Here is a 24857-nt window from a genome sequence, read left to right on the forward strand (position 1 = left end):
TTTGCCCCCAAAGACCCATTTCGGTGCTATCGTTCGACTTGTCGCGCCACACCGACGGACTTTTTCTCATCCCGAACTCACGCCGACGCAGCAGGCGCCCCATGCAAGCGCAAATGCCCAGCCAGCCAAACGCTGAGCAAGCTGGCCACCACCCCCAACAAGCCCGCTACCCAATACAAGGTAAGTTGCCCCTGAGCGTCGCGCCCAATGATGAGCCCCGCCACCAGGGCTGCCAGGCCCATGGAGGCCGACTGCACGGCCGAGTTCAGGGTCATGAAGGTGCCGCGCAACCGGGGCAGGGCAGCCGAGGAAATCATCGCCATGCCGGGGATCATGCGCCCGCTCATGACGGTGAAGAACAGCGTCGATATGGCCAGCAAGCCCCAAAGGGGCAGCCCTTGCGAGAGTGTGGTGGCCATCAAGGGCACGGTCACCGCCAAAGCCAGGCGCTGGAACATCCGGACCTTGCCCACCCGGTCCGTCAGGCGGCCAAAGTAGCGTGCACTGAGCAAGGTGGCCACTCCCCCGCACAGGTAGATCCAAGGCACCTCGGCTGCCTGCATGCCTGCGTTGGACTGCAGGTAAATGGTGATGTAAGGAATCACGGTGAACGCGGCGAACATCATCAGGCCCGACACGGCAAACGCCTTGAGGTGGTTGGGCTCGGCCAACACCTGGCCGATGCCGCGCCAAACACTCACCCTCTCGGGGTGGTGCAAGTGCGCATCCAGCCGCGGCAAGGTTTGCCAAGCCCCCAGCGCCAGCAGACCCACCAACGCCGCGATGCCCACAAAAGGCGCATGCCAGTTGAAATGCGCTGCCAAAAACAGGCCCAAGGGCACACCCGCCACGGTGGACACTGAAAACGAGGTCATCACCACACTCATGGCCCGGCCCCGGCGCTCAAAGGGGATCACATCGGCCACGATGGTCTGGGACAGGGCCGACAAAACACCACCAAACAAGCCTGCGGCCACACGCGCCACCATCAACCACACATAGTCGGGGGCCAAGGCGCAAGCGAGGGTGGCCAGCCCGAACAGGCTGTACATGGTGAGCAGCAGCTGCTTGCGACTGAAACGGTCAATGTAGGTGGCCGCCATCAAACCCGAAAAGCCCGCCGACAAGGTGTAGGCCGAAACCAGCAAGCCGAACTGGGCGTTGCTGATGCCGAACAAAGCCGTGAACTGCGGCCCCAGCGGCATCATGATCATGAAGTCGAGGATGTGGGTGAACTGGATGCCAGCCAGTGTGAAAAGCAGCCAGCGCTCACGGCGCGGGGTCAAGTGGGGGATGGTCATGGAACAATGCCGTTGAATGCTTTGAATCTAACACCCAAGGCCGTCCATCGCCTTTGTTCACCCTCACATGCCCATTGACTCCTCGACGCCCACACCGCCAATGTCTTCCACAGCGCCATCCAAATCGCCACACACTCACCCCATGCTGGGGCTGGTTCTGATGGGGGGCGGCGCCCGCACCGCTTACCAGGCAGGGGCGCTGAAGGCCATTGGCCAATTGCTGAGTCGCTCTGGAGGCCCATCGCAAGCTTTCCCTTTTCAGGTGCTGGCGGGCACCTCGGCCGGGGCCTTGAACGCCACGTTTTTGGCCAGTAAGGCCATGGAGGGCTTGGGTGGACTGGATGACCTGGCGCATTTTTGGGCCCAGATCCGCACGGAAGCGGTTTACCGGCTGCCCCAAACCCCGCTGGACAAATTCAGCCGATGGGCCACAGCATTGGGCTTACTGAGTTCAGCCCGCGCCCACGCCGCAGCCATGGACAGTCTGGCCCTGGTCAACACCTTGCACCAAGCGATTGCCCTCGAGAAGATCGATACCGCTTTGAAAAGCGGTGCGTTGGAAGCTCTGGCCGTCACCGCGTCGAGTTATTCGAGTGGCATTCACTGGACGTTTTGCCAAACCCGCGACGGCCAAGCCATCCCCTGGAGCCGCCCAGGCAGACGCGCCGAGCAGCAACCCATCACCATAGAACACCTGATGGCGTCCAGCGCCATTCCCTTCATTTTCCCGTCCACCCCCCTGTGGGTCGACGGCGGCATGGAGTTTTTCGGGGACGGCTCAATGCGCCAGATCTCCCCCTTGTCCTCGGCGGTGCACCTCGGGGCTGACCGGATCTTGGCCATTGGGGTGAGCCAGCCCCAGCGGGCCAGCCTGGCGGCTCCCCCCCGCGCCGCGGGACGCCCATCGCTGGGCACGATCGCTGGCCACGCCATGGCCAGCGTGTTCCACGACACGCTGGAGGCCGATGTCGAGCAGATCACCCGCATCAACCAAGCCCTGGACAGCCTGCCCGAAGCGGTCCGCGCAGACCTGCCCCTGCGACCGGTACGGGTGCTGACACTGCAACCCAGCGCCTCGCTCGACGCCCTGGCGCAAGCGCACGCCCACACCCTGCCCCGGCCCATCCTTCGGGTGCTGGAGGGCTTGGGCGCCCTGCGCGGCAGTGGGGCAGCCCTGGCCAGTTATTTGCTGTTCGAGCCGGCGTTCATCTCGGCGCTGATGGCTTTGGGTCAAGCGGACGTGCAGGCCCGCGCCGACGAGATCCTGGCATTTATGGCCCCCGCAGGGACGCATCCGGTGCGATAATCCGCCTATTCATTCTGGAGACACATTGCCGTGGAAACTACCCCGAGTCGGTAGCTTTCGAACGCCTTGAGCATTGGCCCATCGTTCGAAAGCTGCAGAAAACCCCCTTCGCCGCCCCTTTGAACTTTTGGCACCTGGCCACTTTTCGGATTCGCCATGCTCAACATCTTCACCCTCGTCAACGGCCGACTCTTCCAGGAAGAGATCGAGTCGTTGGAAGAACTCTCCCGCTTCCAGCCCATCTGGGTTGACTTGGAGTCGCCCACGCCGGAAGAAAAGCGCTGGATCAAACAGTACTTTGGCCTGTCCATCCCGGAAGACGCGATGGACGAGGACATCGAAGAATCGGCGCGCTTTTACGAAGAAGACAACGGCGAGCTGCACATCCGTTCGGACTTCTTGATCGCCGACGATGACGAGCCCCGCACCGTGCGCTGCGCCTTCATCCTGAACCAGCACAACGCCGACTTGAAAAGCCAAGGCGTGCTGTTTTCCATCCACGACGAAGACGTGCCGGTGTTTCGCTTGCTGCGCATGCGGGCACGCCGCGCGCCTGGCCTGATTGAAGACGCCAAGGAAGTGCTGCTCAAGCTGTTTGACGCCGACGCCGAATACTCGGCGGATACGCTCGAAGGCATTTACGATCAGCTCGAAAAAGTAGGGAACACCGTGCTCTCAGGCGATGTGACCGACGCCATGGCCAGCGAAGTGCTGGGCGCGATTGCACGGCAAGAAGACATGAACGGCCGCATTCGCCGCAACGTGATGGACACGCGCCGCGCCCTGAGCTTCATGATGCGCTCCAAGATGCTGAATGCCGAACAGTTTGAAGACGCCCGTCAGATCATGCGCGACATCGACTCGCTCGACTCGCACACGGCCTTTTTGTTCGACAAAATCAACTTCTTGATGGATGCCACCGTCGGTTTCATCAACATCAACCAGAACAAGATCATCAAGATCTTCTCGGTGGCCAGTGTGGCCTTGCTGCCACCCACCTTGATCGCCAGCCTTTACGGCATGAACTTCCAGTACATGCCCGAGCTGTCGCAAAAATGGGGCTACCCCTACGCCCTGGCACTGATGGCCGCCAGCGCCGTGGTGCCCATGTGGTACTTCCGCCACCGCGGTTGGCTCAAATAAGGCCTGCTCCAACGGGCTGCCGACAGGTCAGCCACTGGGACAAAATCGCCAGGCTGTAACGGCTGGCCACCTCGCGGATGAAGCGCTGAAAGTCGGTGTGCGCCGCGTCGTCTGCGCGGTCCGAAATGGTGCGCACCGCTGCAAAGGGCACGCCGTAATCGTGGCACACCTGCGCCACCGCCGCGCCCTCCATCTCCACCGCCAAAGCCTCGGGCAGCGCTTGGCGCAGTGCATGGCTTTCGGCCGAAGTTGAAACAAAACGGTCGCCACTGAGGATCAGGCCTCGATGCACGCGAGGCGCATGCAATTGGAACTCGGCCAAGGTGCCCGCCCCCAGGTGGGGTCTCCTCGTTTTCAGTGCAATAAGTGACGGTACGAAAAGCTAGCACTGGCGCGGAGGTGGTGTTGGTAGATCGTTGATTTCATTGACTTTCCTGTTCACTTTCAAATCTGCGATTCGTGGCGTCAAACCGTGGTCGGTTTCATCCATTGGTGCCAGTTATCGATGCATTTGGCCGCGAAGGCAGGATTTGGTCAGCATAGCGGTCAACCGGGAAGCGAAACACACCCCGCAAGTTGATGCTCTCCAGCCTGGTGGGCGCAATCTTCCCGATCAGTTCCGGTGGAATGACCTGGCGGCGGTTCGACCAGCGATCCAGGACCGCCTGCATCTGTGAGGTATTCCACGCCATCACGATGTTGGCCATCAGGCTCAACGCATCGGCCACAGCCTGCATTTCATCGACACGTTTGGCCTGCGCCGGGCTGATCCGGCCGGTATAAATGGCGCGCTTGAGGGCGTTAACAGCCTCGCCCCGATTGAGCACCCGGCGCAACTCGTTCCTGAAAGCGTCCTTGACAAAGTAGTCAGCCAAAAACGCCGTACGCAGCAACCGCCCCAATTGCACGCCAGCCTCATAGATTGGATCGCCCTGGGCGGCAGAACCGAACCGCGCAAGAGCTGCCACCGCACTGGCATGTCCGCTCATGACCGAGGCTGCCAGGTGCACCAGACTATCCCAATGCTTTTCGATCAAAGCGACGTCGACATTGGCTTCGCACACCGCAGCGATTTCTGCGGGCACTTTGGTGCCGCGTGGCACAAAGAGGTGGCGCTGTTTGAGTTCCTTCAACCGCGGGCAAAGATCAAAACCAAGCAAACGGGCATGTGACATGGCAAAGTCGGTGTAGCCATGGGTATCCACAGCAAGCTGGCTGGTCTCCAGCTTTTCTTGGCGGATGACACCTTCAATGGCCACGCCCGCCTGGCGCTCATTGAGCACAAAGGGCTGCGCATGGAAGATGCCCCACCGGTCTTTTACATGGGAGTAGATTCCAATGGAAGGTGTGTTGCGCCGAGGATCAAGCCGGGCTTGCCACACCCGTTTGGTGGTCTCCATGCTCATCATGTCAGAAGATGCCAAATCGGACCGCCCCCAGGTGGCGGCAATCGGGTGTCGCTGCATGAATTCCAGCACAGCCTGGCAGGCCTGGCTCAGACGCCGTTCGTCCCGCGCCCAGCGCATGGCCTGGCGAATGCTGGTGGCAGACAATTGCGGAATCATGCGCGCGCATTCGACCGCAGTCAGACTGGTGCCGTGGGCCATGATGCCGGCATAGACCATCAGCAGCTCGTCGGTAGAGCGCGGCTCACGTCCGAGCATGATCCAGCTAAAGCGCACCTGGGCGTCAACGGCCAGAATCACTTCCGGCAATTGAACCTCACCGATGCGGTGATCCAAAGCCGCGCGCAGCTTGGTCACTTCTGGGTCTTCGTCCTCTGCGGGCAATGGCGACAAATGGAGTTCATCATCCACGCGCAGTACGCCACTGCGGGCTGCAGCGGCCACCGCATCGACACCGGCAGTTACTCTGGCCAGCAAAGGCTTCAAGAAAGTGGCAGCCTTGCTGGGTAACGATAGACGGGCATAGTGTTTCTTGGACTCTGCCTGCCAACGCTCGTCCGTGAAGAACAAGCGCGCACGACCCCGAAAGCTCAGGCTGTGCTCAATCCAGACCGAGCCATTGCGCACCGCGCGGCGCAGGGCAAACAGGGTGGCCACCTCCAACGCCTGAAACGCCCGTTCCCGGTCTGGGCTGGAGATCGAAACCTGCCAGATCATTCCCAGACTTGGTGCCACCACTTCAACTGGCAGCTTTCTGGATCCTTTGAGATATAAAGCTTGCAGCTTGGCAAGGTACTCGATGGCAGGATGCTCGCCGGTGGCCTGCCAGGGCAGCTTTGCAATGGCGACGAGCAACGACCGCACGGGGCGAATTCCATCAATCAATCCCTCGCGGACCAGGGAGGCCCTGCTCGGTGGTTTGCGTTTCTGGGTTTCGGTGATCAAGGCTTCAAGACGGGCACGCAACTCAGCATCTGGCACCGCACCTTGCGCGCTCAAGGCAACAAGTTCGCCGAGCAGCGTTTTGTACATTGCGGCCCAATTGACGGTAGCGGGGACATCGGCGGCAGCCTGACGCCACAGATCGGCGATCCGGCGCTGCACCATAAGGATCAACTGGTCTGTGGTGGTGAACAGGCAATACCGAAGAAAGCATGCGACCTCCACGGTGCGCGCTGGCTCTTTGATCTTGGCTCCGGCTGAGGGCGGCCTGGAGACAAGTCGGCGCGCGTAGCGGCGCAAGATGAGATCGGGGATGTCTGCCAGGTGCTTATGAACGTCCAGCGTGTAAAGCAGGTCGATGCGCTCCAGTACCTCGCTGATTTGGCGGGTTGAGTGTTTCGCCGGTGCAGCCCATAGCCAACTCTGCTGGGTTTGTCCATCTGGGCGCAGCTCTGAAACTGAGGCTCGCCAGCGATCAAGTGTTGCTGGATCAACGCTGGCGGCGATGGCGGTGCCTGTTTCAACTTCAAGCTGGGCAAGTGCCGCCGCAATCAGTGTCCGAATTGCCCGCTCGTGCACGATCACCAGCTTGTTCTTGTACAGCCATTGACGCGCCCGCACGAGTAGCTGATCGCGGTCGGCGCAGCGCGCCACTTCGTCGCGCAGTTCACGTACCAGTGAGCGGCGCTGGTGCTCGCTCATCCACTGGAATCCAAGGACCGTGCAGGCTACTTGTTGGTGATCGAATAGCGTGCGCCCGCGTTCATACATGGCTCTCAGCGAGGCGACTTCTGGTGCTGCAATGCCAAGCTCGTTGCCAAGGTGGCGCCACAAGGCTACTGGAATTACCCGAAAGGCACCGAGCAAACGCCCACTCATGCGCAGGAAACCAATATGGAGCGCCAGACCAAGCTTGTGGGAATCACCTCGGCGTGCATTGATTGCGTCGCGCTCGGCACCATCGAAGGTGAAAAATGCCTTCATCTCGAAGTCGCTGATATCGCGGGGGAGCCCACGCATCCCCAAAAACGTTGTGTGCCAACCCTGCATCGTGAACCTCAAAAGTGGGAGGCCACCATACCCGTTTACAAAGCGAACAGGAAAGTCAATGAAATCAACGGTCTACCCAGACCACCCCCGCGCCAGTGCTAGCTTTGCGTACCGTCACTTATTGCACTGAAAACGAGGAGACCCCAGCAGCGACCATGGCCTCGGTCAAAAAGTACACCTCTTCGCGGTCCATCTCGCCCCGGTTGGTGGCCACCACAAAGGCGGTGAGTTCGATCTTGGAATAGTGGTGCCCCGCGATGTCCTGCACGATGGCGTGGAAGTCGTCCTTGTTCAGACGCTCGCCATCGATCTTGCGAAACAGCGCTTCCATCGATGCCGGAGGTTCGGCTTGCGAGACCGATGCGGTGTGTCCATCGGGCACGCCCAAATGCCTGAAAGCCTCTTCTGACAAACCCACTTCGGTGCAGGCCACGATGTTGTCGTCGTCCACCACATTGAGGGTGGCCACCACCTGTCGTCCATTGGCCCTCACTTCGATCTTGGACAGCGCCTGAAAACCTTCTGCCCGGTACACTGCGCAATTGCGGTTGAGGTAGGCCACGTTTTCGCGGTAGGTGTCGATGGCGACCCGGCGCAGCGACAAGGGCGAGGCCTCATTGACAGGGATGGACGTCGTGGTGCTGTGTGACGTGTTCGGCAAGATACCGGCGTTGGAAGCTGTGGTGTCCATGGATTTCAGCCTAAACCGAAAACGCCCGCTGTGCCAGCTGATGACCGGGTCAGACCTTGTGCTAGCTCAACGTCGGTGCAAAAAAAACTGGGCCATCGCGCCTGTCAGGGCAAAGCCCAGCATCATCCAACCCAGGTTGACCGCCCCTTCGTGTGGCACCAAGCCCACCAGATAACCGCCGGTGGCCCCCGTCAGTTGCTGCATGAGGCCTGCCACCGCTGCGCCTGACCCGGCCAGTGCAGGCAACACGCTCACCGTGCCCGCCAATGCTGGCGGGTTGAGCAAGCCGTGGCCCAAACCCAGCAAGAGCAGCGGCAAGGCCACGGCCAACGCCGTTTGCATGCCCCCCAGGCCCAGCGCCAGCATCACCACCAGCCCGCCCAGCGTCAGCGCTTGGCCCCAGGCCATGACGCGCGATTCGCCCGCTTTCGCGATGAGGCGCGAGGTCATGTAATTGCCCAAGATGTAAGACACGGGCACGGCCATGATGAACCAGCCAATGCCGTCCGGGCCGATGCCGTAGCCCTTGAGCACGATCGGAGCCCCGGCCAAGAAGGCGTAAAAGGTGGCGGTGGTGGCGGCGAGGATGGCGACGTAGAGCAAATAGCGTGGCTCACTCAGCAAGCGGGCATAAGCACTGAGCATGGCCCGCAGCCAATGGCCCGGGGCCGGTGGAGGTTTGGCCACACGCGGCAGGCCCAGCCACGCCGCCAGCAAGAGCAGCAAGGCCAACACGGCCAACACCACAAAGTTGGTTTGCCAGCCCAAACGCACATGGATCTGCCCGCCGATCAGCGTAGCCAGCGGCGGGCACATGCCCATCGCCATGCCGATGTAGGCCATGACGCGGGTGCGTTGTGGTCCGGCAAACAGATCTTGCACCATGGAGCGGCCCACCACCATGCTGGCGGCGCTGCCTGCGCCTTGCAGCACCCGCGCGGCGGTGAGTGTGGCGATGTCGGTGGCCAGCGCGGCCATGACCGAGGCCAGCCCCGCGATCACCAGACCCAGCATCAAGATGGGTTTGCGCCCGTGTCGGTCGGACAGCGGGCCGTACACCAGTTGCAAGGCCCCGTAGGCCATCACGTAGCCGCTGAAGGTCAGCTGCACATCGGCTTGTCGGGTGTCAAAAATCGCGCCCCACTCTTGCATGGAGGGCAGGCACAGCGTCATGGCCAGCAGGCCAAAGGCGATTTGTGCCAACAGGTTGGCAATCAGCCAGGGGCCGTGGGCGGGGGTGCCTGGCGTGACCAATGCGGCGGGCACGTCAGCCGCGCTGCAATTTGTAAACCGCCGTGCCCGCCATCAGGTTGGGCCACAGGCGCACTTCCTGGCCCTGCTGCAAGCCAAAGGCGTCCATGACGCGCAACTGGTTCTTGCGGGCCAGGTCGCCAAAGTCCGCGTAAGTGCCCACGCGGATGTTGGGCGTGTCGTACCATTGGTAAGGCAGGCGCTTGGTCACCGGCATGCGGCCTTGCAGCACGCTCAGGCGGTTGAACCAGTGCGCAAAATTGGGAAAAGCCACGATGCCGATTTGTCCCACACGCACCGTCTCGCGCAACATGGTCTCGGCGTTGCGCAGGTGTTGCAGGGTGTCGATCTGCAGCACCACGTCAAACGATTGGTCGGCAAACAGGTTCAGGCCTTCGTCCAGGTTCAGCTGGATCACGTTCACGCCGCGCTGCACGCAGGCGTGCACATTGGTGTCGTCCAGCTCCACGCCGTAGCCTGTGCAGCCTTTGTGTTGCTGCAAATAAGCCAGCAAAGCCCCATCGCCACAGCCCAAATCGAGCACGCGGGCGCCTTGCGGCACCAAGCGGGCAATGGCTTGCATGATCAAAGGGTCGCTCATGCGGCACCTCCTTCATTCAAAGTCTTCGCCATGTTGTCAAAGTAAGAGCGCACCACGTTCATGTAGCGCGGATCGTCCAGCAAGAAGGCGTCGTGCCCGTGCGGTGCGTCGATTTCGGCGTAGCTCACGTCGCGGCGGTTGTCGAGCAGGGCCTTGACCATCTCGCGGCTGCGGGCGGGCGAAAAGCGCCAGTCGGTGGAAAAGCTCACCAGCAAAAATTGGCAACGGGCACGGGCCAGCGCTTTGGAGAGGTCGCCGCCAAAAGCGCGGGCCGGGTCAAAGTAATCGAGCGCACGGGTGATCAACAAATAGGTGTTCGCGTCAAAGTACTCGCTGAACTTGTCGCCCTGATAGCGCAGGTAGCTTTCGATCTGGAACTCGACCTCTTGTGTGGAGTATTTGTAGCCGGTGGCGTTGCTTGTCACGGCTTCGCGCAGCTCACGGCCAAATTTTTCGTTCATCACGTCGTCGCTCAAATACGTGATGTGGCCGATCATGCGGGCGATGCGCAGGCCGCGTTTGGGCACCACGCCTTGTGCATAAAAATGCCCGTCATGGAAGTCCGGGTCGGTCACGATGGCGCGGCGGGCCACTTCGTTGAAGGCGATGTTTTCGGCGTTCAGGTTGGGCGCACTGGCCACCACCACCGCGTGTTTCACCCGCTCGGGGTATTGCAGCGTCCAAGACAGCGCTTGCATGCCGCCCAAACTGCCGCCCATCACGGCGGCCAATTGTTCAATGCCCAAAGCGTCGAGCAATCGGGCTTGGGCATTGACCCAGTCCTCCACGGTGACCACGGGAAAGTCCGCGCCGTACACGCGGCCGGTGTCGGGGTTCACATGCATGGGGCCAGTGGAGCCAAAGCACGAGCCCAGGTTGTTCACACCGATGACAAAAAAGCGGTCGGTGTCGAGCGACTTGCCGGGGCCGATCATGTTGTCCCACCAGCCCACGTTTTTGGGCTGGTCGGCGTACACGCCCGCCACATGGTGCGAGGCGTTGAGTGCGTGGCAGATCAGCACCGCGTTGGACTTGTCGGCGTTGAGCGTGCCGTAGGTTTCGTAACTGAGTGAATAGTCACGGATGGACGAGCCGCTTTGCAAAGGCAAAGGGGCTTCAAACAGCATGCTTTGAGGTTCGGCGATCAACATCGAATGTGTTCAGGTGTGCAAAAAACAAAACCCGGCTTCGCAGTCAGCTGGGCCGGGTTTCTGTGAGATGAAACACACGCCATTTAGCTGAATTTCGAAACCATGAAGGTTCCGGCGCCCGCAATTGGGTTCAAATCGGCGCATGGGTCGAGTATAAGGCCGATGATCCCCAAACCTGTGCAAGCGCCAGTGACTGCAGTTCAGGGTAAGAGGGCCGCTCAGCTGCCCCAGCCCGACAGCGCGATCACGCCCAGCACGGCAAAAATGCCTGCCGAGATCAGGTGCACCAGACGCAGTGGCACACGCTTGGTGATGGCGTCGCCGAGCCACACCACGGGGGCATTGGCCAGCATCATGCCCAGCGTGGTGCCCGCCACCACGGCAAACCAAGCGTTGTATTGCGCGGCCAGCATGACGGTGGCGATCTGCGTCTTGTCGCCCATCTCGGCCAGAAAGAACGCCACCACCGTGGTCAGAAACACCCCCATGCCCGGGGCGGTGTCGCCTTCTTCGTCGTCCAGCTTGTCTGGAATCAGCATCCACACCGCCATGGCGATGAACGACGCGCCCAGCACCCAGCGCAGCACATCAGGCCCCATGACGCTGGTGACCCAGCTGCCCACCGCGCCTGCCAAGCCATGGTTGGCCAGTGTGGCGACAAATATGCCCAAGACGATGGGCCAGGGCTTGCGAAAACGGGCGGCCAACACGAGTGACAAAAGCTGGGTTTTGTCACCCATTTCGGCCAAAGCCACGATGCCGGTAGAGACGAGAAATGCTTCCATGGGGGGTGTGGGCGTCAGCCTGAACACTGTTCGGTAAGAGGTGCGCATCTTACGTGAGTGGCCCTGTGCACCGGTATGGGGGAGCAAGGGGGGCTGGGCAGGGGTGAGTTACTTTGGGTGCGTTTCTTGCTTTTGTTTGGTGCGCGGGGGTGGATCGCCCCCAAAATGCACCAAATCAATTCAAAAATCCTCAAAGGACGATCGTGGAAGCACTAAAACAGGGCGCAGATGCGCTATTTATATTGTTGGGCGGCATCATGGTCTTGGCCATGCACGCTGGTTTTGCTTTTCTGGAGCTGGGCACGGTCCGCAAAAAGAACCAGGTCAATGCGCTGGTCAAAATCCTGGTGGACTTTTCTGTGTCCACCGTGGTTTATTTTGTGGTCGGTTACAGCGTGGCTTATGGCACCACCTTCTTTGTGGGGGCCGAGCAGCTGGCCGCCAAAAATGGTTATGACCTGGTCAAGTTCTTCTTTTTGCTGACCTTTGCCGCGGCCATTCCCGCCATCATTTCGGGCGGCATTGCCGAGCGGGCCAAGTTCTGGCCGCAGTTGATCGCCACGGCGGTGATCGTGGGTTTTGTCTACCCCTTCTACGAGGGCATTGTCTGGAACCAGCACTTTGGCGTGCAGGCCTGGATCAAGGCAGTCACTGGCGATGAGTTCCATGACTTTGCAGGTTCGGTGGTGGTCCACGCCATGGGCGGCTGGATCGCGCTGCCTGCGGTGATCTTGTTGGGTGCCCGTTACAACCGCTACCGCAAAAACGGCGAAGTTTCAGCCCATCCGCCATCGAGCATCCCGTTCTTGGCTTTGGGCTCCTGGATCCTGATCGTGGGCTGGTTTGGCTTCAATGTGATGAGCGCCCAGACCTTGGACAAGATTTCGGGTCTGGTGGCGGTCAACTCCCTGATGGCCATGGTGGGCGGCACTTTGGCGGCTTTGGTTTTGGGCAAAAACGACCCCGGCTTTGTGCACAACGGTCCCTTGGCCGGTTTGGTGGCGGTGTGTGCAGGCTCTGACCTTATGCACCCTTTTGGTGCCTTGGTCGTCGGCGCGGTGGCGGGCGCCCTGTTTGTGGTCATGTTCACCCTGACCCAGAACAAGTGGAAGATCGACGATGTGTTGGGTGTGTGGCCTTTGCACGGCATTTGCGGCGCCTGGGGCGGCATTGCTGCCGGCATTTTCGGGGCCAGCAGTCTGGGCGGCCTGGGTGGCGTCAACCTGACGGCGCAGTTGATCGGTACCGCCATGGGCGTGGCTTGGGCCTTGCTCGGTGGCTTGGTGATTTACGGCCTGCTCAAAGTCACGCTGGGCCTGAAGCTCAGCCAAGAAGAAGAATACGACGGTGCCGACTTGAGCATTCACAAAATCAGCGCCACGCCTGACCGCGAAGTGAGTTGGTAAAACAACAGAAAACCAGTGAAAGTTCCGCTTTTAACAGGTATTGGGGGGTTTCCCCCTTGCCTTTTGCTTTGTTTTCACTCTCATAATTCGGTGACTTTGGGGCATGCTGCCTCAAGGTCTTGTTTGCGGTGACCCCATCAGTTTCGCTTTCCTTCCGATGTTTTCAGGTATGTCGAATGCGTTGTCGAAGCTCCATCGCTTTTTTCTTTGTGTTTTGAGGAGTCCCTTTCATGGGCAACAAACTTTACGTCGGCAACCTGCCTTACTCGGTTCGCGACGGCGATCTGGAACAAGCCTTCGGTGAATTCGGTGCTGTGACCAGCGCCAAAGTCATGATGGAACGTGACACTGGCCGCTCCAAAGGCTTCGGCTTTGTGGAAATGGGCAGCGATGACGAAGCACAAGCGGCGATCAACGGCATGAACGGTCAGCCTCTGGGCGGCCGCAACGTGGTGGTGAACGAAGCTCGTCCCATGGAAGCCCGTCCTCCCCGCACTGGCGGTGGTGGTTTCGGTGGTGGCGGCGGCGGCGGTTACGGCGGTGGTCGCCGTGAAGGCGGTGGCGGCGGATACGGCGGCGGTCGTGAAGGCGGCGGCGGTGGTTTCGGTGGCGGCCGTGAAGGCGGTGGTGGCTACGGCGGTGGTGGTCGTCGCGAAGGCGGCGGTGGCTACGGTGGTGGCGAAGGCGGCGGCGGTGGTTTCCGCAGCCCCTACGGTGCTGGCCCACGCGGTGGTGGCGGTCGCCGTGAAGGTGGTGGCGGCGGTGGCGGCGGCTACGGCGGCGGTTATTGATTCACGCACCCGGCCTGTCTGATACAGGCCCTTGAATCCTCTCAAAGCCCTGCGATGCAGGGCTTTGTCGTTTCTGGGGTCCGCTCAGGCCTTTGGTCTTTTGTCTTTGGCCAGTGGCAACCGTCAGGGTGTTTTTCGTGCCTTGGGGGCCAAGGTGCCGCGCACACGCCCTTGCAACACGTGCTCGCCGGTGTTGCTGTTGAAGTCCATGGTGTTGCCCGTGAAGACATCGCGGTCACGGGTGATTTGCACCGGGTCAGCAGACACCACGCGGTCTTCGTCGGGCAAGGCGACCAAGCGCTCACCGCGCAGTTCAATTTGGGGACGGGTCTCTTGGGGGTGTTTGATGGCGTAGGCGTTGCCGATCAAAGTGACCTGTGTGCCATCGTCGGTGGCAATGCCCTGCGTGGCGCGGGCGTTCAGCTTGGCACCGCTGTCGCTTTCGGCGTAAATCCGAACCTGTTCGATGTGCAGGGCCTCGGTGGCCGGATAGTGCTGTGCTTTGTCGCCAGTGACCTCGCGGGTCATGCGCCCAGTGGCATTGAAAGACTTGACGGAAAAATCGCTCAGCCGGTAGTCGGGGTCCTGCCGCACCGGCTTGTTGGCTTCGGGGCTGGTCAGCGCTGGCACGCTCCTGACCAGCCACCAGCTGCCCGATGCCAGCAAAGCCATCACGATCAAGGGCAAGTAAATGCTCAACTTGTCGAGCAGTTGGCGCAATCGGTTCATGCCGATGCGCCTGTGTGCGCGCTGACGCCGACCTCGGCCAGCAAGCGGGCGTAGTGACCGCCCGCGACCAGCAACAGATCACAAAATGCACGGGCCGCACCTTCGCCGCCACGCTCTGTGGTGATGTGGTGTGCCAAAACTTTGGCTTGGGCGTGTCCGTTGGCGGGTGCGCAGGCAAAGGCCACGCGCTGCATCACCGGCAAATCGGGCCAGTCGTCGCCCATGGCGGCCGCTTGTGCCCAGCTCAGGTTCAGCTCGCTCAGAAATGCCTCGGCCGCTGGGCGTTTGTCTTCGGTGCCAAAGCGGGCGTGGGTGATGCCCAGCGCCTTCAGGCGCAGGCGCAGGGGTGCCGAGTCGCGGCCGGTGATGACCACGGGCGTGATGCCGGCTTTTTGCAGCAGTTTCAGGCCTTGGCCATCCAGCGTGTTGAAGCGCTTGAGGGTCTCGCCGCTTTCAGAAAAATACAGCCCACCGTCGGTCAGCACGCCGTCGATGTCGAAAAAAGCCACACGAATGCCTTGCGCTTGCAGCAGCAATTCGGGCGGATAGTGCAGGGCCGGTGTGAGCGCTTTGAGGGTCGGCATCTCAGATCACCTTGGCCCGCATCAGGTCGTTGGTGTTCAGGGCGCCGCACAGACACCCGGCTTCGTCGATCACGAGGATGCTGGTGATGCGCGATTGCTCCATCATTTCAGCCGCTTCCACGGCCAACGCATCCACCCGGATGGTGCGCGGATTGGCATGCATGACGTCATGGGCGTTCAGGCTTCGCAAGTCGGCGCCCTTTTCAATCAGGCGGCGCAAGTCACCATCGGTGAACACGCCGAGCACATGGCCGTGGGCGTCGGTCACGGCGGTTGCGCCCAAGCCCTTGCTACTCATCTCGCGCATGAGGGCGGTGAACTCGGCATCGGGTCCGACCTGTGGCACATTGCTGCCTTTGCGCATCACATCGGCCACATGGGTCAGCAGCCTGCGCCCCAGCGACCCCCCGGGGTGCGAGCGGGCAAAGTCTTCGGGTTTAAAGCCCCGCGCATCGAGCAGGGCAACAGCCAAGGCATCGCCCATGGCGAGCTGGGCGGTGGTGCTGGCGGTGGGGGCCAGGTTCAGGGGGCAGGCTTCTTTGTCGACAGAGCAGTCGAGCACCACGTCGGCATGGCGTGCCAGTGAGGACTGCAGGCCGCCGGTCAGTGCAATCAGCGGCACGCCCTGTCGTTTGAGGAACGGCAAAATCGCCACCAGCTCGTCGCTTTCGCCGCTGTTGGAGATGGCCAGGACCACATCGATGCCTTGGATCATGCCCAGGTCACCATGGCTGGCCTCGCCGGGGTGCACAAACATGGCCGGGGTACCGGTCGATGCCAGGGTGGCGGCAATCTTGCGGCCGATGTGCCCACTTTTGCCCATGCCGGTGACGACCACCCGGCCTTGCACGCCCAGCACCAGATTGACCGCTTGGACAAAGCGTTCGTCCAAGCGGTCTTTGAGTTGCAACAGGGCTGCGGCCTCAATGTCGAGGGTCTCGCGGGCGAGTTGCAGGGTGTGGGCGGAATGGGCGAGCATGAAAGACATTTTATCGGGCAGCGTGTGGTGTCGCGAAACAAGTGTGTTCAAGCCCACATCGGGGGGGAACGGATGGCCCGCCTCGCCGAGGGTTGCACATGCACTTGTTACCATTGAAGCATGAGCGCTTTGGAGTTGACCCTCTTGTATTTGCTGGCCGCCGTGCTGGGTGTGGTGGGCTGCCGCATGCTCAAGCTGCCGCCCATGCTGGGGTATCTGGCGGTGGGCGTGGTGATTGGCCCCAACGCGCTGGCCTTGGCGCAAAACTCCGAGGGCGTGAAACACCTGGCCGAGTTCGGCGTGGTGTTTTTGATGTTTGTGATCGGGCTGGAGTTCAACCTGCCCAAGCTGCGCTCCATGCGCAAACATGTGTTTGGCCTGGGACTGCTGCAGGTGCTGCTGACGCTGGTGATCGTGACGGTGTTTTCCTTGTTCGTGGCCGCGATGGCGCCCACCCTTTGGAAAATGGAGTGGCAAACCGCGCTGGCTTTGTCCAGCGCCATGGCCATGAGCAGCACGGCCATCGTGATCAAGCTGGTGGCCGACCGGCTGGAGCTGGAGTCCGAGCACGGCAAGCGGGTGGTGGGCGTGCTCTTGTTTCAGGATTTGGCGGTGGTGCCGCTGATCGTGATGATCCCGGCCCTGAGCGCCCCGGCCGACGAGATGTTCACCGCCTTGCTGATGGCCGCGCTCAAGGCCACTGTCTTGATCACCTTGCTCATGACGGGCGGGCAGCGCGTGATGCGCTGGTGGCTCACTTTGGTGGCGCGGCGCAAGAGCGAAGAGCTGTTTGTGTTGAACCTCTTGATGGTCACGCTGGGCCTGGCCTGGATCACCGAAATGGCAGGCCTGAGTCTGGCGCTCGGTGCTTTCATTGCGGGCATGTTGATTTCAGAGACCGAGTACAAGCACCAGGTGGAGCTTGACATCCGGCCCTTCCACGACGTGTTGCTGGGTCTGTTTTTCATCACCATCGGCATGATGCTGGACTGGCACATCGTGGTCGAGCGCTGGCCCTTGGTGCTGCTGCTGACCACCTTGCCCGTTTTGTTCAAGTTGGTTTTGGTGACCGCATTGGCCAAATTCACAGGTGCGCCCAATGGGGTGGCGCTGCGCACCGGTTTGTATCTGGCGCAAGCGGGTGAATTCGGCTTTGTGTTGCTCACACTCGGGGCACAAAGCAACATCATCCCGCCGGCCTTGCTCAACCCCGTGCTGGCCAGCATGGTGCTGTCCATGATGGCCACGCCTTTCATCATCATGCACAGCGACCGCATCGTGCTCAAGGTGGTGGCCAGCGAGTGGTTGCAGCAGTCCTTGCAGATGACGACGATTGCCCGCAAGTCGATCAACACCAGCAAGCACGTCATCATCTGCGGCTACGGGCGTTGCGGCCAGAACCTGGCGCGCATGCTCGAAAAAGAAAACATCCCTTACATGGCGCTGGACCTGGACCCTGACCGGGTGCGGCAAGCCGCTGCGGCCGGAGATTCGGTGGTGTTTGGCGACGCAGGACGCTTGCAATCGCTCATGGCCGCAGGCTTGGCCCGCGCCAGCGCGGTGGTCATCACCTACCTGGATGTGCCCGCTGCCATGAAGGTGCTGGACCACACCCACAGCCACGCACCCCAAGTGCCGGTGATTGTGCGCACGCAAGACGACCTGGATTTGGAAAAATTGCAGCTGGCTGGGGCTACCGAAGTGGTGCCCGAGGCACTGGAAGGCTCGCTCATGTTGGCCAGCCATGCGCTGGCGCTGGTGGGCGTGCCCATGCGCCGCGTGATCCGCATCGTGCAAGACCAGCGCGATGCGCGCTACAACCTGCTGCGCGGTTACTTTCATGGCGCCGACGATGACACGCTTGACGAAATCGATCACGAGCGCTTGACCACCGTGGGCTTGCCCATGGCCTCCCCTTGGTTGGGCAAACAGGTCAAGGACCTGGCCTTTCACGCCATGGGCGTGCGTGTGGTGAACCTGCGCCGCGCCAATGGCCAACCCGAGAACGTGAGCGAAGAGACCGAGTTGTTCGCGGGCGACACGCTGGTGCTGTCGGGTAAATCCCAAACGCTGGCCGTGGCCGAAGAAAAACTCCTCAGAGGCTGACGCATGGACGACCTGAACGTCAACGATTATTTAAAAAGCCATATCCGCACGGTGCCCGATTGGCCTGCGCCGGGTGTGCAGTTTCGAGACATCACACCGCTGCTGCAAGACCCGCGCGTCTTTCGGGTGCTGATCGATGCCTTTGTGCACCGCTACATGCACCCCGCCCTGCGGCCAGATGTGGTGGCGGGGCTTGACGCACGCGGCTTTATTTTGGGCTCGGTCGTGGCCTACGAGCTCGGTCTGGGTTTTGTGCCCATCCGCAAAAAAGGCAAGCTGCCCTTCACCACGGTGGAAGAAACCTACGAGCTGGAATACGGCAGTGCCACGGTGGAGTTGCACACCGATGCCGTCAAGCCGGGTCAGCGCGTGCTGCTGATCGACGACCTGATCGCCACCGGTGGCACCATGATGGCGGGCAAAAAGCTTCTCGAAAAACTCGGTGCCAGCGTGATCGAGGGCGCGGCCATTGTCGACTTGCCCGAGCTGGGCGGGTCTGACCGGATTCGCGCTGCGGGCCTGAAACTGTTCACGCTGGTGTCTTTCGAGGGGCACTGAGTTTTTCAGCAACCCAGTTGATCGGCCAAAGCGTTCAAATCCAGCGCATGCAGGTCATTGCCTTCTTGGGGCGAGACATCTTTCGGGTGCGCTGCACCAAACTCTAAAGCGCGCTCGATGTAGGCGGTGCGCAAGCCGCACGCACGAGCGCCCGCCAGGTCCTCATGGTGTGCGGCCACGAGCATGACCTTCTCAGGGGCCAGGTCGAACACCTTGGCCACGCCGAGGTAGGTGGCAGGGTCAGGCTTGTAGGCGCGAAACACTTCTGCGCTGAGCACACAGTCCCAAGGCAAGCCAGCCTGCTTGGCCATGTTGGTGAGCAATCCGATGTTGCCATTGGACAAGCTGGTGATGGTGAATCGGCGCTTTAAACGCGTGAGCCCCTCCACACTGTCGGGCCACGCATGCAGCCGGTGCCAGACGCGGTTGAGGTGTTGGCGTTCGGCCTCACTCAAATGCAACAGGCCAAATTTGGGCAGCAAGCTGTCCAGAATCATGCGGTTCAAATCATCGATCAAGGTCCAACCGAGTTCGCCACTCATCACCTGCTGCATGGCGGGTTTGTAGCCTGCCCGCCAAGCCAATGCAAAAGCATCGCCATCTACTTGGGGGTGCAAGACCTGCATCTCGCGCACGATGCTGCCATGCCAGTCCACGACGGTGCCAAAAATGTCAAACGCCAGAACCTGTACGCTGTCCGGGGAGAAGTGAGGTGTGTGCATGGCTTCATTGTTCCACGCACCATCAGAGTGGCTGTCACCCAAAGTGCAGACACAAGGCCATCTTGGCGCTAAGGTGTGGGGCTATTGAATGGAGATACACCCATGAGCGACGCTGACGACCGCGTGCCCTACGCCAAACCCCAACCCTGGGGCATGGCCCCCGACATGGTGGTGCACGACGTGCAAACCGAAGACGAACGCTTGTGGGCCCCTGTGGCCCCAGGCATTTGGTCACGCCCGCTGCACCTGAACGTGACGGGTGGCTTTTACGTGCACCTGCTCAAAGTCAAGCGCTCTGGCTTGCTGCAGCGCCACCGCCATTCCGGCATGGTGCATGCCCATGTGCTGCGCGGCAAGTGGTTGTATCTGGAACACGACTGGGTGGCCGAAGAAGGCAGTTATGTGTTCGAGCCCCCGGGTGAAACACACACCTTGGTGGTGCCCGACGATTGCCAAGACATGGTGACGATGTTCACGGTGCATGGCGCGCTGATGTACGTGGACACACAAGGCAATTCCACGGGCTATGACGATGTCTTCACCCGCATCGAGAAGTACCGCGCCCACTTTGAGGCGGTGGGCTTGGGCGCAGATTACGTGAAAAACTTCATGCGCTGAACGGATTTGCTGACCACAAAAAAACCGCTCCAAGGAGCGGTTTTTTGTTGTTGAGCCGCAGCTCAGTGTTGCGGCATCACAGCGGCTTCTTGATCCAGTTGGCAATCTCGCCAATGATGCCCCGGCGGAAAGCCAGCACGCAGACCACAAAGATCACGCCCTGGATGATGGTGACCCAGGCCCCGAATTGCGCCAGGTAGTTTTGCATGCTCACGATCACTGCTGCGCCCACCACGGGGCCAAACAAGGTGCCCAGGCCGCCCAGCAGGGTCATCAAGACGACTTCACCCGACATGGACCAATGCACGTCGGTCAGCGAGGCCAACTGGAACACCAGTGACTTGGTGGCTCCGGCGGTACCCGCCAAAGCACCCGAGATCACAAAGGCGATCAACTTGAACATGTCGGTGTCGTAACCCAGCGAAATGGCGCGGTCCTGGTTTTCGCGGATGGCTTTGAGGATCTGGCCAAAGGGCGAATAAATGATGCGCCAGATCAGGGCAAAACCGGCCAGGAAAATCGCCAGCACAAACATGTACATGGCCGAGTTTTCAGACAAATCGAACATGCCAAACAGCTTGCCGCGTGGCACCGACTGGATGCCGTCTTCACCACCTGTGAAAGGTGCTTGCAGGTAGAAGAAGAACACCATCTGGGAAAACGCCAAGGTGATCATCGCAAAATAAATGCCTTGCCGGCGGATGGCCAACATGCCGGTCAACAGCGCCAGTAGCCCAGAGCAAGCGGTGGCAAACAACACGGCCAGCTCCGGGTTCCAGCCCCAGACTTTGGCCGCGTGGGCTGCCGCATAACCTGCGGTGCCCAAAAACATGGCGTGGCCAAACGAGAGCAGGCCGCCAAAACCGATCAGCAAGTTGAAGGCGCATGCAAACAAGGCAAAGCACATGACCTTCATCAGGAAGATCGGGTACACCCAGATCGGGGCGATGACCAGCACCATCACCATGATGGCAAAGGCCACCCACTGGTGCGTGAACGACTGGGTCTTGAGTGAGGGGGTCGAGACAGTGGTCATGGTCTTACTTCTGGGTGCCGAACAGGCCTGCAGGCTTGATCAAAAGAACGATTGTCATGATGATGAAAATCACCGTGCTGGAAGCTTCCGGGTAGAACACTTTGGTCAAGCCCTCGATCAGGCCCAAGCCAAAACCGGTGAGGATCGCGCCCATGATGGAGCCCATGCCGCCGATCACAACCACCGCAAACACCACAATGATGATGTCGGCGCCCATGGTCGGGTTGACCTGGTAGATGGGTGCGGCCATCACACCTGCAAAAGCGGCCAGGCCCACGCCGAAGCCATAGGTCAAGGTGATCATGCGGGGCACGTTGATGCCGAATGCTTGCACCAGGCTGGGGTTTTCAGTGGCGGCGCGCAAATAGGCGCCCAGCTTGGTCCGCTCGATCACGTACCAGGTGGTCAAGCACACCACCAGCGAGGCCACAATGACCCAGGCACGGTACTTGGGCAAGAACATGAAACCGGTGTTGTAAGCACCCTTGAAGACTTCAGGCACTGGATAAGGCATGCCCGAAGAGCCGAACTCGTGTCGGAACAAACCTTGAATGATCAGGGCCAGACCGAAGGTGAGCAGCAGGCCATACAGATGGTCCAGCTTGTACAGCTGTTTGAGCATGGTACGCTCAATGAGCATGCCGGTGGCACCCACCACCAACGGGGTCACAACGAGCGCAACCCAGTAATTGATGCCGAGCTTGGTCAAGCCCAAGTAAGCCACAAAGGCGCCCAGCATGTACTGGGCGCCGTGGGTGAAGTTGATGATGTTCAGCAAGCCGAAAATCACGGCCAGGCCCAGCGAGAGCAATGCGTAAAAAGAGCCGTTGATCAGCCCGATCAGCAATTGCCCGAACAGGGCTTGCGAGGGTATGCCAAAGATTTCCATGGTGATGTATCGACTTGCTTGAACAAAGGGTTGAAATTACTTCTTGACCAGCGGGCACTCGCTCTCGGCCAGGGGGCGGAAAGCCTCGTTGGCTGGGATCGTGGCGACCAGCTTGTAGTAGTCGTATGGGCCCTTGGACTCGGCAGGCTTCTTCACCTCAAACAGGTAGGCCGGGTGGATCTTGCGACCGTCGGGGCGGACCGAGCCCTTGCCGAAAATCGGATCGTCAGTCGGCAACTCCTTCATCTTGGCGGCGACCTTGGTGCCGTCATCGGTCTTGGCGGCGTCCACGGCTTTCAGGTAGTGGATCACGCTGGAGTACACACCGGCTTGCACCATCGAAGGCATCTTGCCGCCTTGTGCAGCTGCAAAACGCTTGGAGAATGCACGTGTGTTGTCGTTCAGGTCCCAGTAGAAGGTTTCTGTCAGCATCAGACCTTGTGCAATGTTCAGACCCAGCGAGTGCACGTCGGGCAAGAACACCAGCAGGCCTGCCAGGTTCTGGCCGCCCTTGGTGATGCCGAACTCGGCCGCTTGCTTGATGGAGTTGGTGGTGTCACCACCGGCGTTGGCCAAGCCAATGATCTTGGCTTTGGACGCTTGGGCTTGCAGCAAGAAAGAGGAGAAGTCTTGTGTTGGGAAGGGTGTGCGCACCTTGCCCACCACACGGCCGCCGTTCTTGGTCACCACGGCTTCGGTGTCGCGCTCCAAGGCGTGACCGAAAGCGTAGTCAGCGGTCAAGAAGAACCAGGTGTTGCCGCCGCTTTTGACAATGGCCTTGCCTGTGCCGTTGGCCAGCATCCAGGTGTCATATGCCCAGTGGATGGTGTTGGCGTTGCAGGCCTTGCCGGACAGGTCGGCGGTGGCCGAGCCCGAGTTGACATGCAGTTTGCCCTTGTCACTGGAAATTTTGGCAATCGCCAAGCCCACAGACGATGTGGGCACGTCGGCGATCATGTCGACCTTGTCGGTGTCGTACCACTGGCGGGCCACGTTGGAGCCGACGTCGGGTTTGTTTTGGTGGTCAGCGCTGACGATTTCGACTTTGAGTGTGCTCTTGGTGGCTTTGATGTAGTCCTCGACAGCCATCTTGGCGGCTGTCACCGAGCCGGGGCCGGTGATGTCGGAGTACAAGCCCGACATGTCGTTGAGCACACCAATTTTGACGATGCCGTCAGAGATCTGTGCTTGGGCTGAGCCCGCAAAAGCGCAGGCGGCCATGGCGGCGAGGGAAAGAAGTTTGCGTTTCATCGTGTTGTCTCCAGTTAGAAAAAAATCAGACGCCCAGGTACTCGTTCAACATGCCCATCTTGGAGGACAGCTCTTGCGAGCTGAAGGTTTCCACCATCTGACCATGTTCCATCACATAAAACCGGTCCGCCAAGGGCGCGGCAAACCGGAAGTTCTGCTCCACCATGATGATCGTGAAGCCCTTGGCCTTGAGGGATGTGATCATGCGCGCCAGCGCTTGCACGATCACTGGGGCCAAGCCTTCGGAAATCTCGTCGAGCAGCAAGAACCTTGCGCCTGTGCGCAGGATTCGGCCGACCGCCAGCATTTGTTGCTCGCCACCTGACAGGCGCGTGCCGGGGCTGTTGCGGCGCTCCAGCAGGTTGGGGAACATGTCGTATATTTCTTCGACCGACATGCCGTTCGGGGCAATGACGGGCGGCAGCATCAGGTTTTCTTCGCAGGTCAGGGCCGAGAAAATGCCGCGCTCTTCAGGGCAATAACCCAAACCGAGTTTGGCGATCTGGTGCGGTGCCCAGTTCACTGTTTCTTGGCCATTGATGGTGATGGAGCCGGTGCGGCGGCCCACCAGACCCAAAATGGATTTGACGGTGGTGGTGCGCCCGGCGCCGTTGCGTCCCAGCAGCGTGACCACTTCGCCCTCGTTCACGGTCATGTCCACCCCGTGCAGGATGTGTGACTCGCCGTACCAGGACTGCAGGTTGCTGATGCGCAGGAATTCTTTGGACTCAGCCATGGGCCCCCTCCAGTTGGTTATCGGTCGTGCCCATGTAGGCTTCGAGCACTTGGGGGTTTTGCGACACCACGGCGTAAGGTCCTTCAGCAATCACTTGTCCACGTTGCAAGACACTGATGGTGTCAGCAATTTTGGACACGACATTCATGTTGTGTTCCACCATCAAGATGGTGCGGTTGGCACCGACTTTTTTGATCAACTGCGTCACGCGGTCCACGTCTTCGTGGCCCATGCCTTGTGTGGGCTCGTCCAGCAGCATCAGCTCGGGGTCCATCGCCAGCGTGGTGGCGATCTCCAGGGCACGCTTGCGGCCGTAAGGCAATTCCACCGCCGTCAGGTCGGCCATGTTGCCCAAGTCAACCTGGTCGAGCAAAGCCATCGCCTTGTCGTTGAGCTGGTTCAGGCTGCGTTCGGAGCGCCAAAAGTGCATCGATGTGCCGGTGGCGCGTTGCAAACCAATGCGCACGTTCTCCATCACCGTGAGGTTGGGGAAAGTGGCCGAAATCTGAAACGAACGCACGATGCCCCGGCGCGCCACCTGTGAAGGTTTCTCGCCCGTGATGTCGTGGCCGTTGAAAAGGATCTGTCCCCGAGTGGGGATCAGGAACTTGGTCAACAGGTTGAAGACCGTGGTCTTGCCTGCGCCATTGGGGCCGATCAGGGCGTGAATTTGACCGCGCTGGACGCTCAGGTTCACGCCATTGACGGCGACAAAGCCCTTGAACTCTTTGATGAGTTCTCGGGTCTCAAGTATGGTGTTGCTGGACATCTGGAAGGGCTCGGTTTCTTTCGGCGACTGTTGAACTTGACAACGTGGGTCATTGT

Annotated in this window: 22 protein-coding genes and 2 pseudogenes; 7 read left to right on the forward strand and 17 right to left on the reverse strand. The window is 60.5% G+C overall.

The features are described 5' to 3' along the window. Positions 1–77 precede the first annotated feature (77 nt). Entirely contained in the window at positions 78–1301 is a 1224-nt protein-coding gene (locus ACZ5SR_RS15720; RefSeq protein ID WP_464449543.1) for an MFS transporter, read from the reverse strand. A gap of 142 nt (positions 1302–1443) precedes the next feature. On the opposite strand from ACZ5SR_RS15720, the gene ACZ5SR_RS15725 reads away from it, so the two are divergent. Continuing rightward, a complete protein-coding gene (locus ACZ5SR_RS15725; protein WP_464449544.1) occupies positions 1444–2607 on the forward strand; it encodes a patatin-like phospholipase family protein in 1164 nt (387 codons plus the stop codon). A gap of 156 nt (positions 2608–2763) precedes the next feature. Further along, positions 2764–3750 (forward strand): magnesium/cobalt transporter CorA, encoded by a 987-nt coding sequence (corA, locus tag ACZ5SR_RS15730; protein ID WP_464449545.1) that lies wholly within the window; start codon positions 2764–2766, stop codon positions 3748–3750. Here corA and mtnN read toward each other — a convergent pair. From mtnN to ACZ5SR_RS15765, 7 genes and pseudogenes are all read right to left on the reverse strand, one after another. Continuing rightward, positions 3743–4066: pseudogene (mtnN, locus tag ACZ5SR_RS15735) on the reverse strand (5'-methylthioadenosine/S-adenosylhomocysteine nucleosidase); the annotation flags it as partial. The gene corA and the pseudogene mtnN sit on opposite strands and share 8 nt — an antisense overlap. Before the next feature lie 166 nt (positions 4067–4232). After that, positions 4233–7148 carry a Tn3-like element IS1071 family transposase gene (locus ACZ5SR_RS15740; protein WP_003049965.1) on the reverse strand — a complete coding sequence of 972 codons (2916 nt, stop codon included), beginning with the start codon at positions 7146–7148 and terminating at the stop codon, positions 4233–4235. A 142-nt stretch (positions 7149–7290) separates the two neighbouring features. Beyond that, positions 7291–7752: pseudogene (locus tag ACZ5SR_RS15745) on the reverse strand (thymidine phosphorylase); the annotation flags it as partial. A 153-nt stretch (positions 7753–7905) separates the two neighbouring features. After that, complete coding sequence (locus ACZ5SR_RS15750; protein WP_464449546.1) at positions 7906–9105, reverse strand: Bcr/CflA family efflux MFS transporter; 1200 nt, start codon at positions 9103–9105, stop codon at positions 7906–7908. Between the two features lies 1 nt (position 9106). Beyond that, positions 9107–9691, reverse strand: coding sequence for a methionine biosynthesis protein MetW (gene metW, locus ACZ5SR_RS15755; RefSeq protein ID WP_464449547.1), 585 nt, complete (start codon positions 9689–9691; stop codon positions 9107–9109). Then, positions 9688–10842, reverse strand: a complete 1155-nt coding sequence (gene metX, locus ACZ5SR_RS15760; RefSeq protein WP_464449548.1) for a homoserine O-succinyltransferase MetX — start codon at positions 10840–10842, stop codon at positions 9688–9690. Before metX ends, metW begins: the two co-directional genes overlap by 4 nt. A 218-nt stretch (positions 10843–11060) precedes the next feature. Beyond that, complete coding sequence (locus tag ACZ5SR_RS15765) at positions 11061–11627, reverse strand: TMEM165/GDT1 family protein (protein ID WP_464449549.1); 567 nt, start codon at positions 11625–11627, stop codon at positions 11061–11063. Between the two features lie 203 nt (positions 11628–11830). Between ACZ5SR_RS15765 and ACZ5SR_RS15770 the strand changes: the two genes are divergently transcribed. Next, positions 11831–13033, forward strand: a complete 1203-nt coding sequence (locus tag ACZ5SR_RS15770; protein ID WP_464449550.1) for an ammonium transporter — start codon at positions 11831–11833, stop codon at positions 13031–13033. A 230-nt stretch (positions 13034–13263) separates the two neighbouring features. Next, positions 13264–13824: an RNA recognition motif domain-containing protein gene (locus ACZ5SR_RS15775; protein ID WP_464449551.1), complete on the forward strand. Its 561-nt coding sequence runs from the start codon at positions 13264–13266 to the stop codon at positions 13822–13824. 123 nt (positions 13825–13947) lie between these two features. Here ACZ5SR_RS15775 and lptC read toward each other — a convergent pair whose 3' ends face one another. Genes lptC through ACZ5SR_RS15790 form a run of 3 tightly spaced genes read right to left on the reverse strand, consistent with a single transcriptional unit; the run spans position 13948 to position 16125 of the window. Next, on the reverse strand, positions 13948–14553 hold the full coding sequence (gene lptC / locus ACZ5SR_RS15780) for an LPS export ABC transporter periplasmic protein LptC (protein WP_464449552.1): 606 nt from the start codon (positions 14551–14553) through the stop codon (positions 13948–13950). Then, positions 14550–15137 (reverse strand): KdsC family phosphatase, encoded by a 588-nt coding sequence (locus ACZ5SR_RS15785; RefSeq protein WP_464449553.1) that lies wholly within the window; start codon positions 15135–15137, stop codon positions 14550–14552. Before ACZ5SR_RS15785 ends, lptC begins: the two co-directional genes overlap by 4 nt. A gap of 1 nt (position 15138) precedes the next feature. Further along, complete coding sequence (locus tag ACZ5SR_RS15790; RefSeq protein WP_464449554.1) at positions 15139–16125, reverse strand: KpsF/GutQ family sugar-phosphate isomerase; 987 nt, start codon at positions 16123–16125, stop codon at positions 15139–15141. Between the two features lie 111 nt (positions 16126–16236). On the opposite strand from ACZ5SR_RS15790, the gene ACZ5SR_RS15795 reads away from it, so the two are divergent. Together ACZ5SR_RS15795 and ACZ5SR_RS15800 are read left to right on the forward strand one after the other, a co-directional pair. Next, positions 16237–18222: a cation:proton antiporter domain-containing protein gene (locus ACZ5SR_RS15795; RefSeq protein WP_464449555.1), complete on the forward strand. Its 1986-nt coding sequence runs from the start codon at positions 16237–16239 to the stop codon at positions 18220–18222. A gap of 3 nt (positions 18223–18225) precedes the next feature. Beyond that, positions 18226–18780, forward strand: a complete 555-nt coding sequence (locus ACZ5SR_RS15800) for an adenine phosphoribosyltransferase (RefSeq protein WP_464449556.1) — start codon at positions 18226–18228, stop codon at positions 18778–18780. Between the two features lie 5 nt (positions 18781–18785). On the opposite strand, the gene ACZ5SR_RS15805 is transcribed toward ACZ5SR_RS15800, so the two are convergent. After that, positions 18786–19502 (reverse strand): haloacid dehalogenase type II, encoded by a 717-nt coding sequence (locus tag ACZ5SR_RS15805; RefSeq protein WP_464449557.1) that lies wholly within the window; start codon positions 19500–19502, stop codon positions 18786–18788. A 102-nt stretch (positions 19503–19604) separates the two neighbouring features. Between ACZ5SR_RS15805 and ACZ5SR_RS15810 the strand changes: the two genes are divergently transcribed. Beyond that, complete coding sequence (locus tag ACZ5SR_RS15810; protein ID WP_464449558.1) at positions 19605–20120, forward strand: 2,4'-dihydroxyacetophenone dioxygenase family protein; 516 nt, start codon at positions 19605–19607, stop codon at positions 20118–20120. A 76-nt stretch (positions 20121–20196) separates the two neighbouring features. On the opposite strand, the gene ACZ5SR_RS15815 is transcribed toward ACZ5SR_RS15810, so the two are convergent. The 5 genes from ACZ5SR_RS15815 to ACZ5SR_RS15835 are packed head-to-tail and all read right to left on the reverse strand — an operon-like array spanning position 20197 to position 24801. After that, positions 20197–21156: a branched-chain amino acid ABC transporter permease gene (locus ACZ5SR_RS15815; protein WP_464449559.1), complete on the reverse strand. Its 960-nt coding sequence runs from the start codon at positions 21154–21156 to the stop codon at positions 20197–20199. Between the two features lie 4 nt (positions 21157–21160). Further along, positions 21161–22045 (reverse strand): branched-chain amino acid ABC transporter permease, encoded by an 885-nt coding sequence (locus ACZ5SR_RS15820; RefSeq protein WP_464449560.1) that lies wholly within the window; start codon positions 22043–22045, stop codon positions 21161–21163. Between the two features lie 36 nt (positions 22046–22081). After that, positions 22082–23296 (reverse strand): ABC transporter substrate-binding protein, encoded by a 1215-nt coding sequence (locus ACZ5SR_RS15825; protein ID WP_464449561.1) that lies wholly within the window; start codon positions 23294–23296, stop codon positions 22082–22084. 25 nt (positions 23297–23321) lie between these two features. Next, the gene (locus ACZ5SR_RS15830; protein WP_464449562.1) at positions 23322–24032 is read right to left on the reverse strand and encodes an ABC transporter ATP-binding protein; all 711 of its coding nucleotides are present in this window, start codon (positions 24030–24032) and stop codon (positions 23322–23324) included. Next, entirely contained in the window at positions 24025–24801 is a 777-nt protein-coding gene (locus ACZ5SR_RS15835) for an ABC transporter ATP-binding protein (RefSeq protein ID WP_464449563.1), read from the reverse strand. Before ACZ5SR_RS15835 ends, ACZ5SR_RS15830 begins: the two co-directional genes overlap by 8 nt. Positions 24802–24857: the final 56 nt, after the last annotated feature.

The sequence above is a fragment of the Limnohabitans sp. TEGF002 genome (assembly GCF_055395845.1).

Coding starts and splice junctions, on each gene's coding strand:
- ACZ5SR_RS15720 (WP_464449543.1), bottom strand. CDS start 1,301: ATGACCATCCCCCACTTGACCCCGCGCCGTGAGCGCTGGCTGCTTTTC.
- ACZ5SR_RS15725 (WP_464449544.1), top strand. CDS start 1,444: ATGCTGGGGCTGGTTCTGATGGGGGGCGGCGCCCGCACCGCTTACCAG.
- corA (WP_464449545.1), top strand. CDS start 2,764: ATGCTCAACATCTTCACCCTCGTCAACGGCCGACTCTTCCAGGAAGAG.
- ACZ5SR_RS15740 (WP_003049965.1), bottom strand. CDS start 7,148: ATGCAGGGTTGGCACACAACGTTTTTGGGGATGCGTGGGCTCCCCCGC.
- metW (WP_464449547.1), bottom strand. CDS start 9,691: ATGAGCGACCCTTTGATCATGCAAGCCATTGCCCGCTTGGTGCCGCAA.
- metX (WP_464449548.1), bottom strand. CDS start 10,842: ATGTTGATCGCCGAACCTCAAAGCATGCTGTTTGAAGCCCCTTTGCCT.
- ACZ5SR_RS15765 (WP_464449549.1), bottom strand. CDS start 11,627: ATGGAAGCATTTCTCGTCTCTACCGGCATCGTGGCTTTGGCCGAAATG.
- ACZ5SR_RS15775 (WP_464449551.1), top strand. CDS start 13,264: ATGGGCAACAAACTTTACGTCGGCAACCTGCCTTACTCGGTTCGCGAC.
- lptC (WP_464449552.1), bottom strand. CDS start 14,553: ATGAACCGATTGCGCCAACTGCTCGACAAGTTGAGCATTTACTTGCCC.
- ACZ5SR_RS15785 (WP_464449553.1), bottom strand. CDS start 15,137: ATGCCGACCCTCAAAGCGCTCACACCGGCCCTGCACTATCCGCCCGAA.
- ACZ5SR_RS15790 (WP_464449554.1), bottom strand. CDS start 16,125: ATGTCTTTCATGCTCGCCCATTCCGCCCACACCCTGCAACTCGCCCGC.
- ACZ5SR_RS15795 (WP_464449555.1), top strand. CDS start 16,237: ATGAGCGCTTTGGAGTTGACCCTCTTGTATTTGCTGGCCGCCGTGCTG.
- ACZ5SR_RS15800 (WP_464449556.1), top strand. CDS start 18,226: ATGGACGACCTGAACGTCAACGATTATTTAAAAAGCCATATCCGCACG.
- ACZ5SR_RS15805 (WP_464449557.1), bottom strand. CDS start 19,502: ATGCACACACCTCACTTCTCCCCGGACAGCGTACAGGTTCTGGCGTTT.
- ACZ5SR_RS15810 (WP_464449558.1), top strand. CDS start 19,605: ATGAGCGACGCTGACGACCGCGTGCCCTACGCCAAACCCCAACCCTGG.
- ACZ5SR_RS15815 (WP_464449559.1), bottom strand. CDS start 21,156: ATGACCACTGTCTCGACCCCCTCACTCAAGACCCAGTCGTTCACGCAC.
- ACZ5SR_RS15820 (WP_464449560.1), bottom strand. CDS start 22,045: ATGGAAATCTTTGGCATACCCTCGCAAGCCCTGTTCGGGCAATTGCTG.
- ACZ5SR_RS15825 (WP_464449561.1), bottom strand. CDS start 23,296: ATGAAACGCAAACTTCTTTCCCTCGCCGCCATGGCCGCCTGCGCTTTT.
- ACZ5SR_RS15830 (WP_464449562.1), bottom strand. CDS start 24,032: ATGGCTGAGTCCAAAGAATTCCTGCGCATCAGCAACCTGCAGTCCTGG.
- ACZ5SR_RS15835 (WP_464449563.1), bottom strand. CDS start 24,801: ATGTCCAGCAACACCATACTTGAGACCCGAGAACTCATCAAAGAGTTC.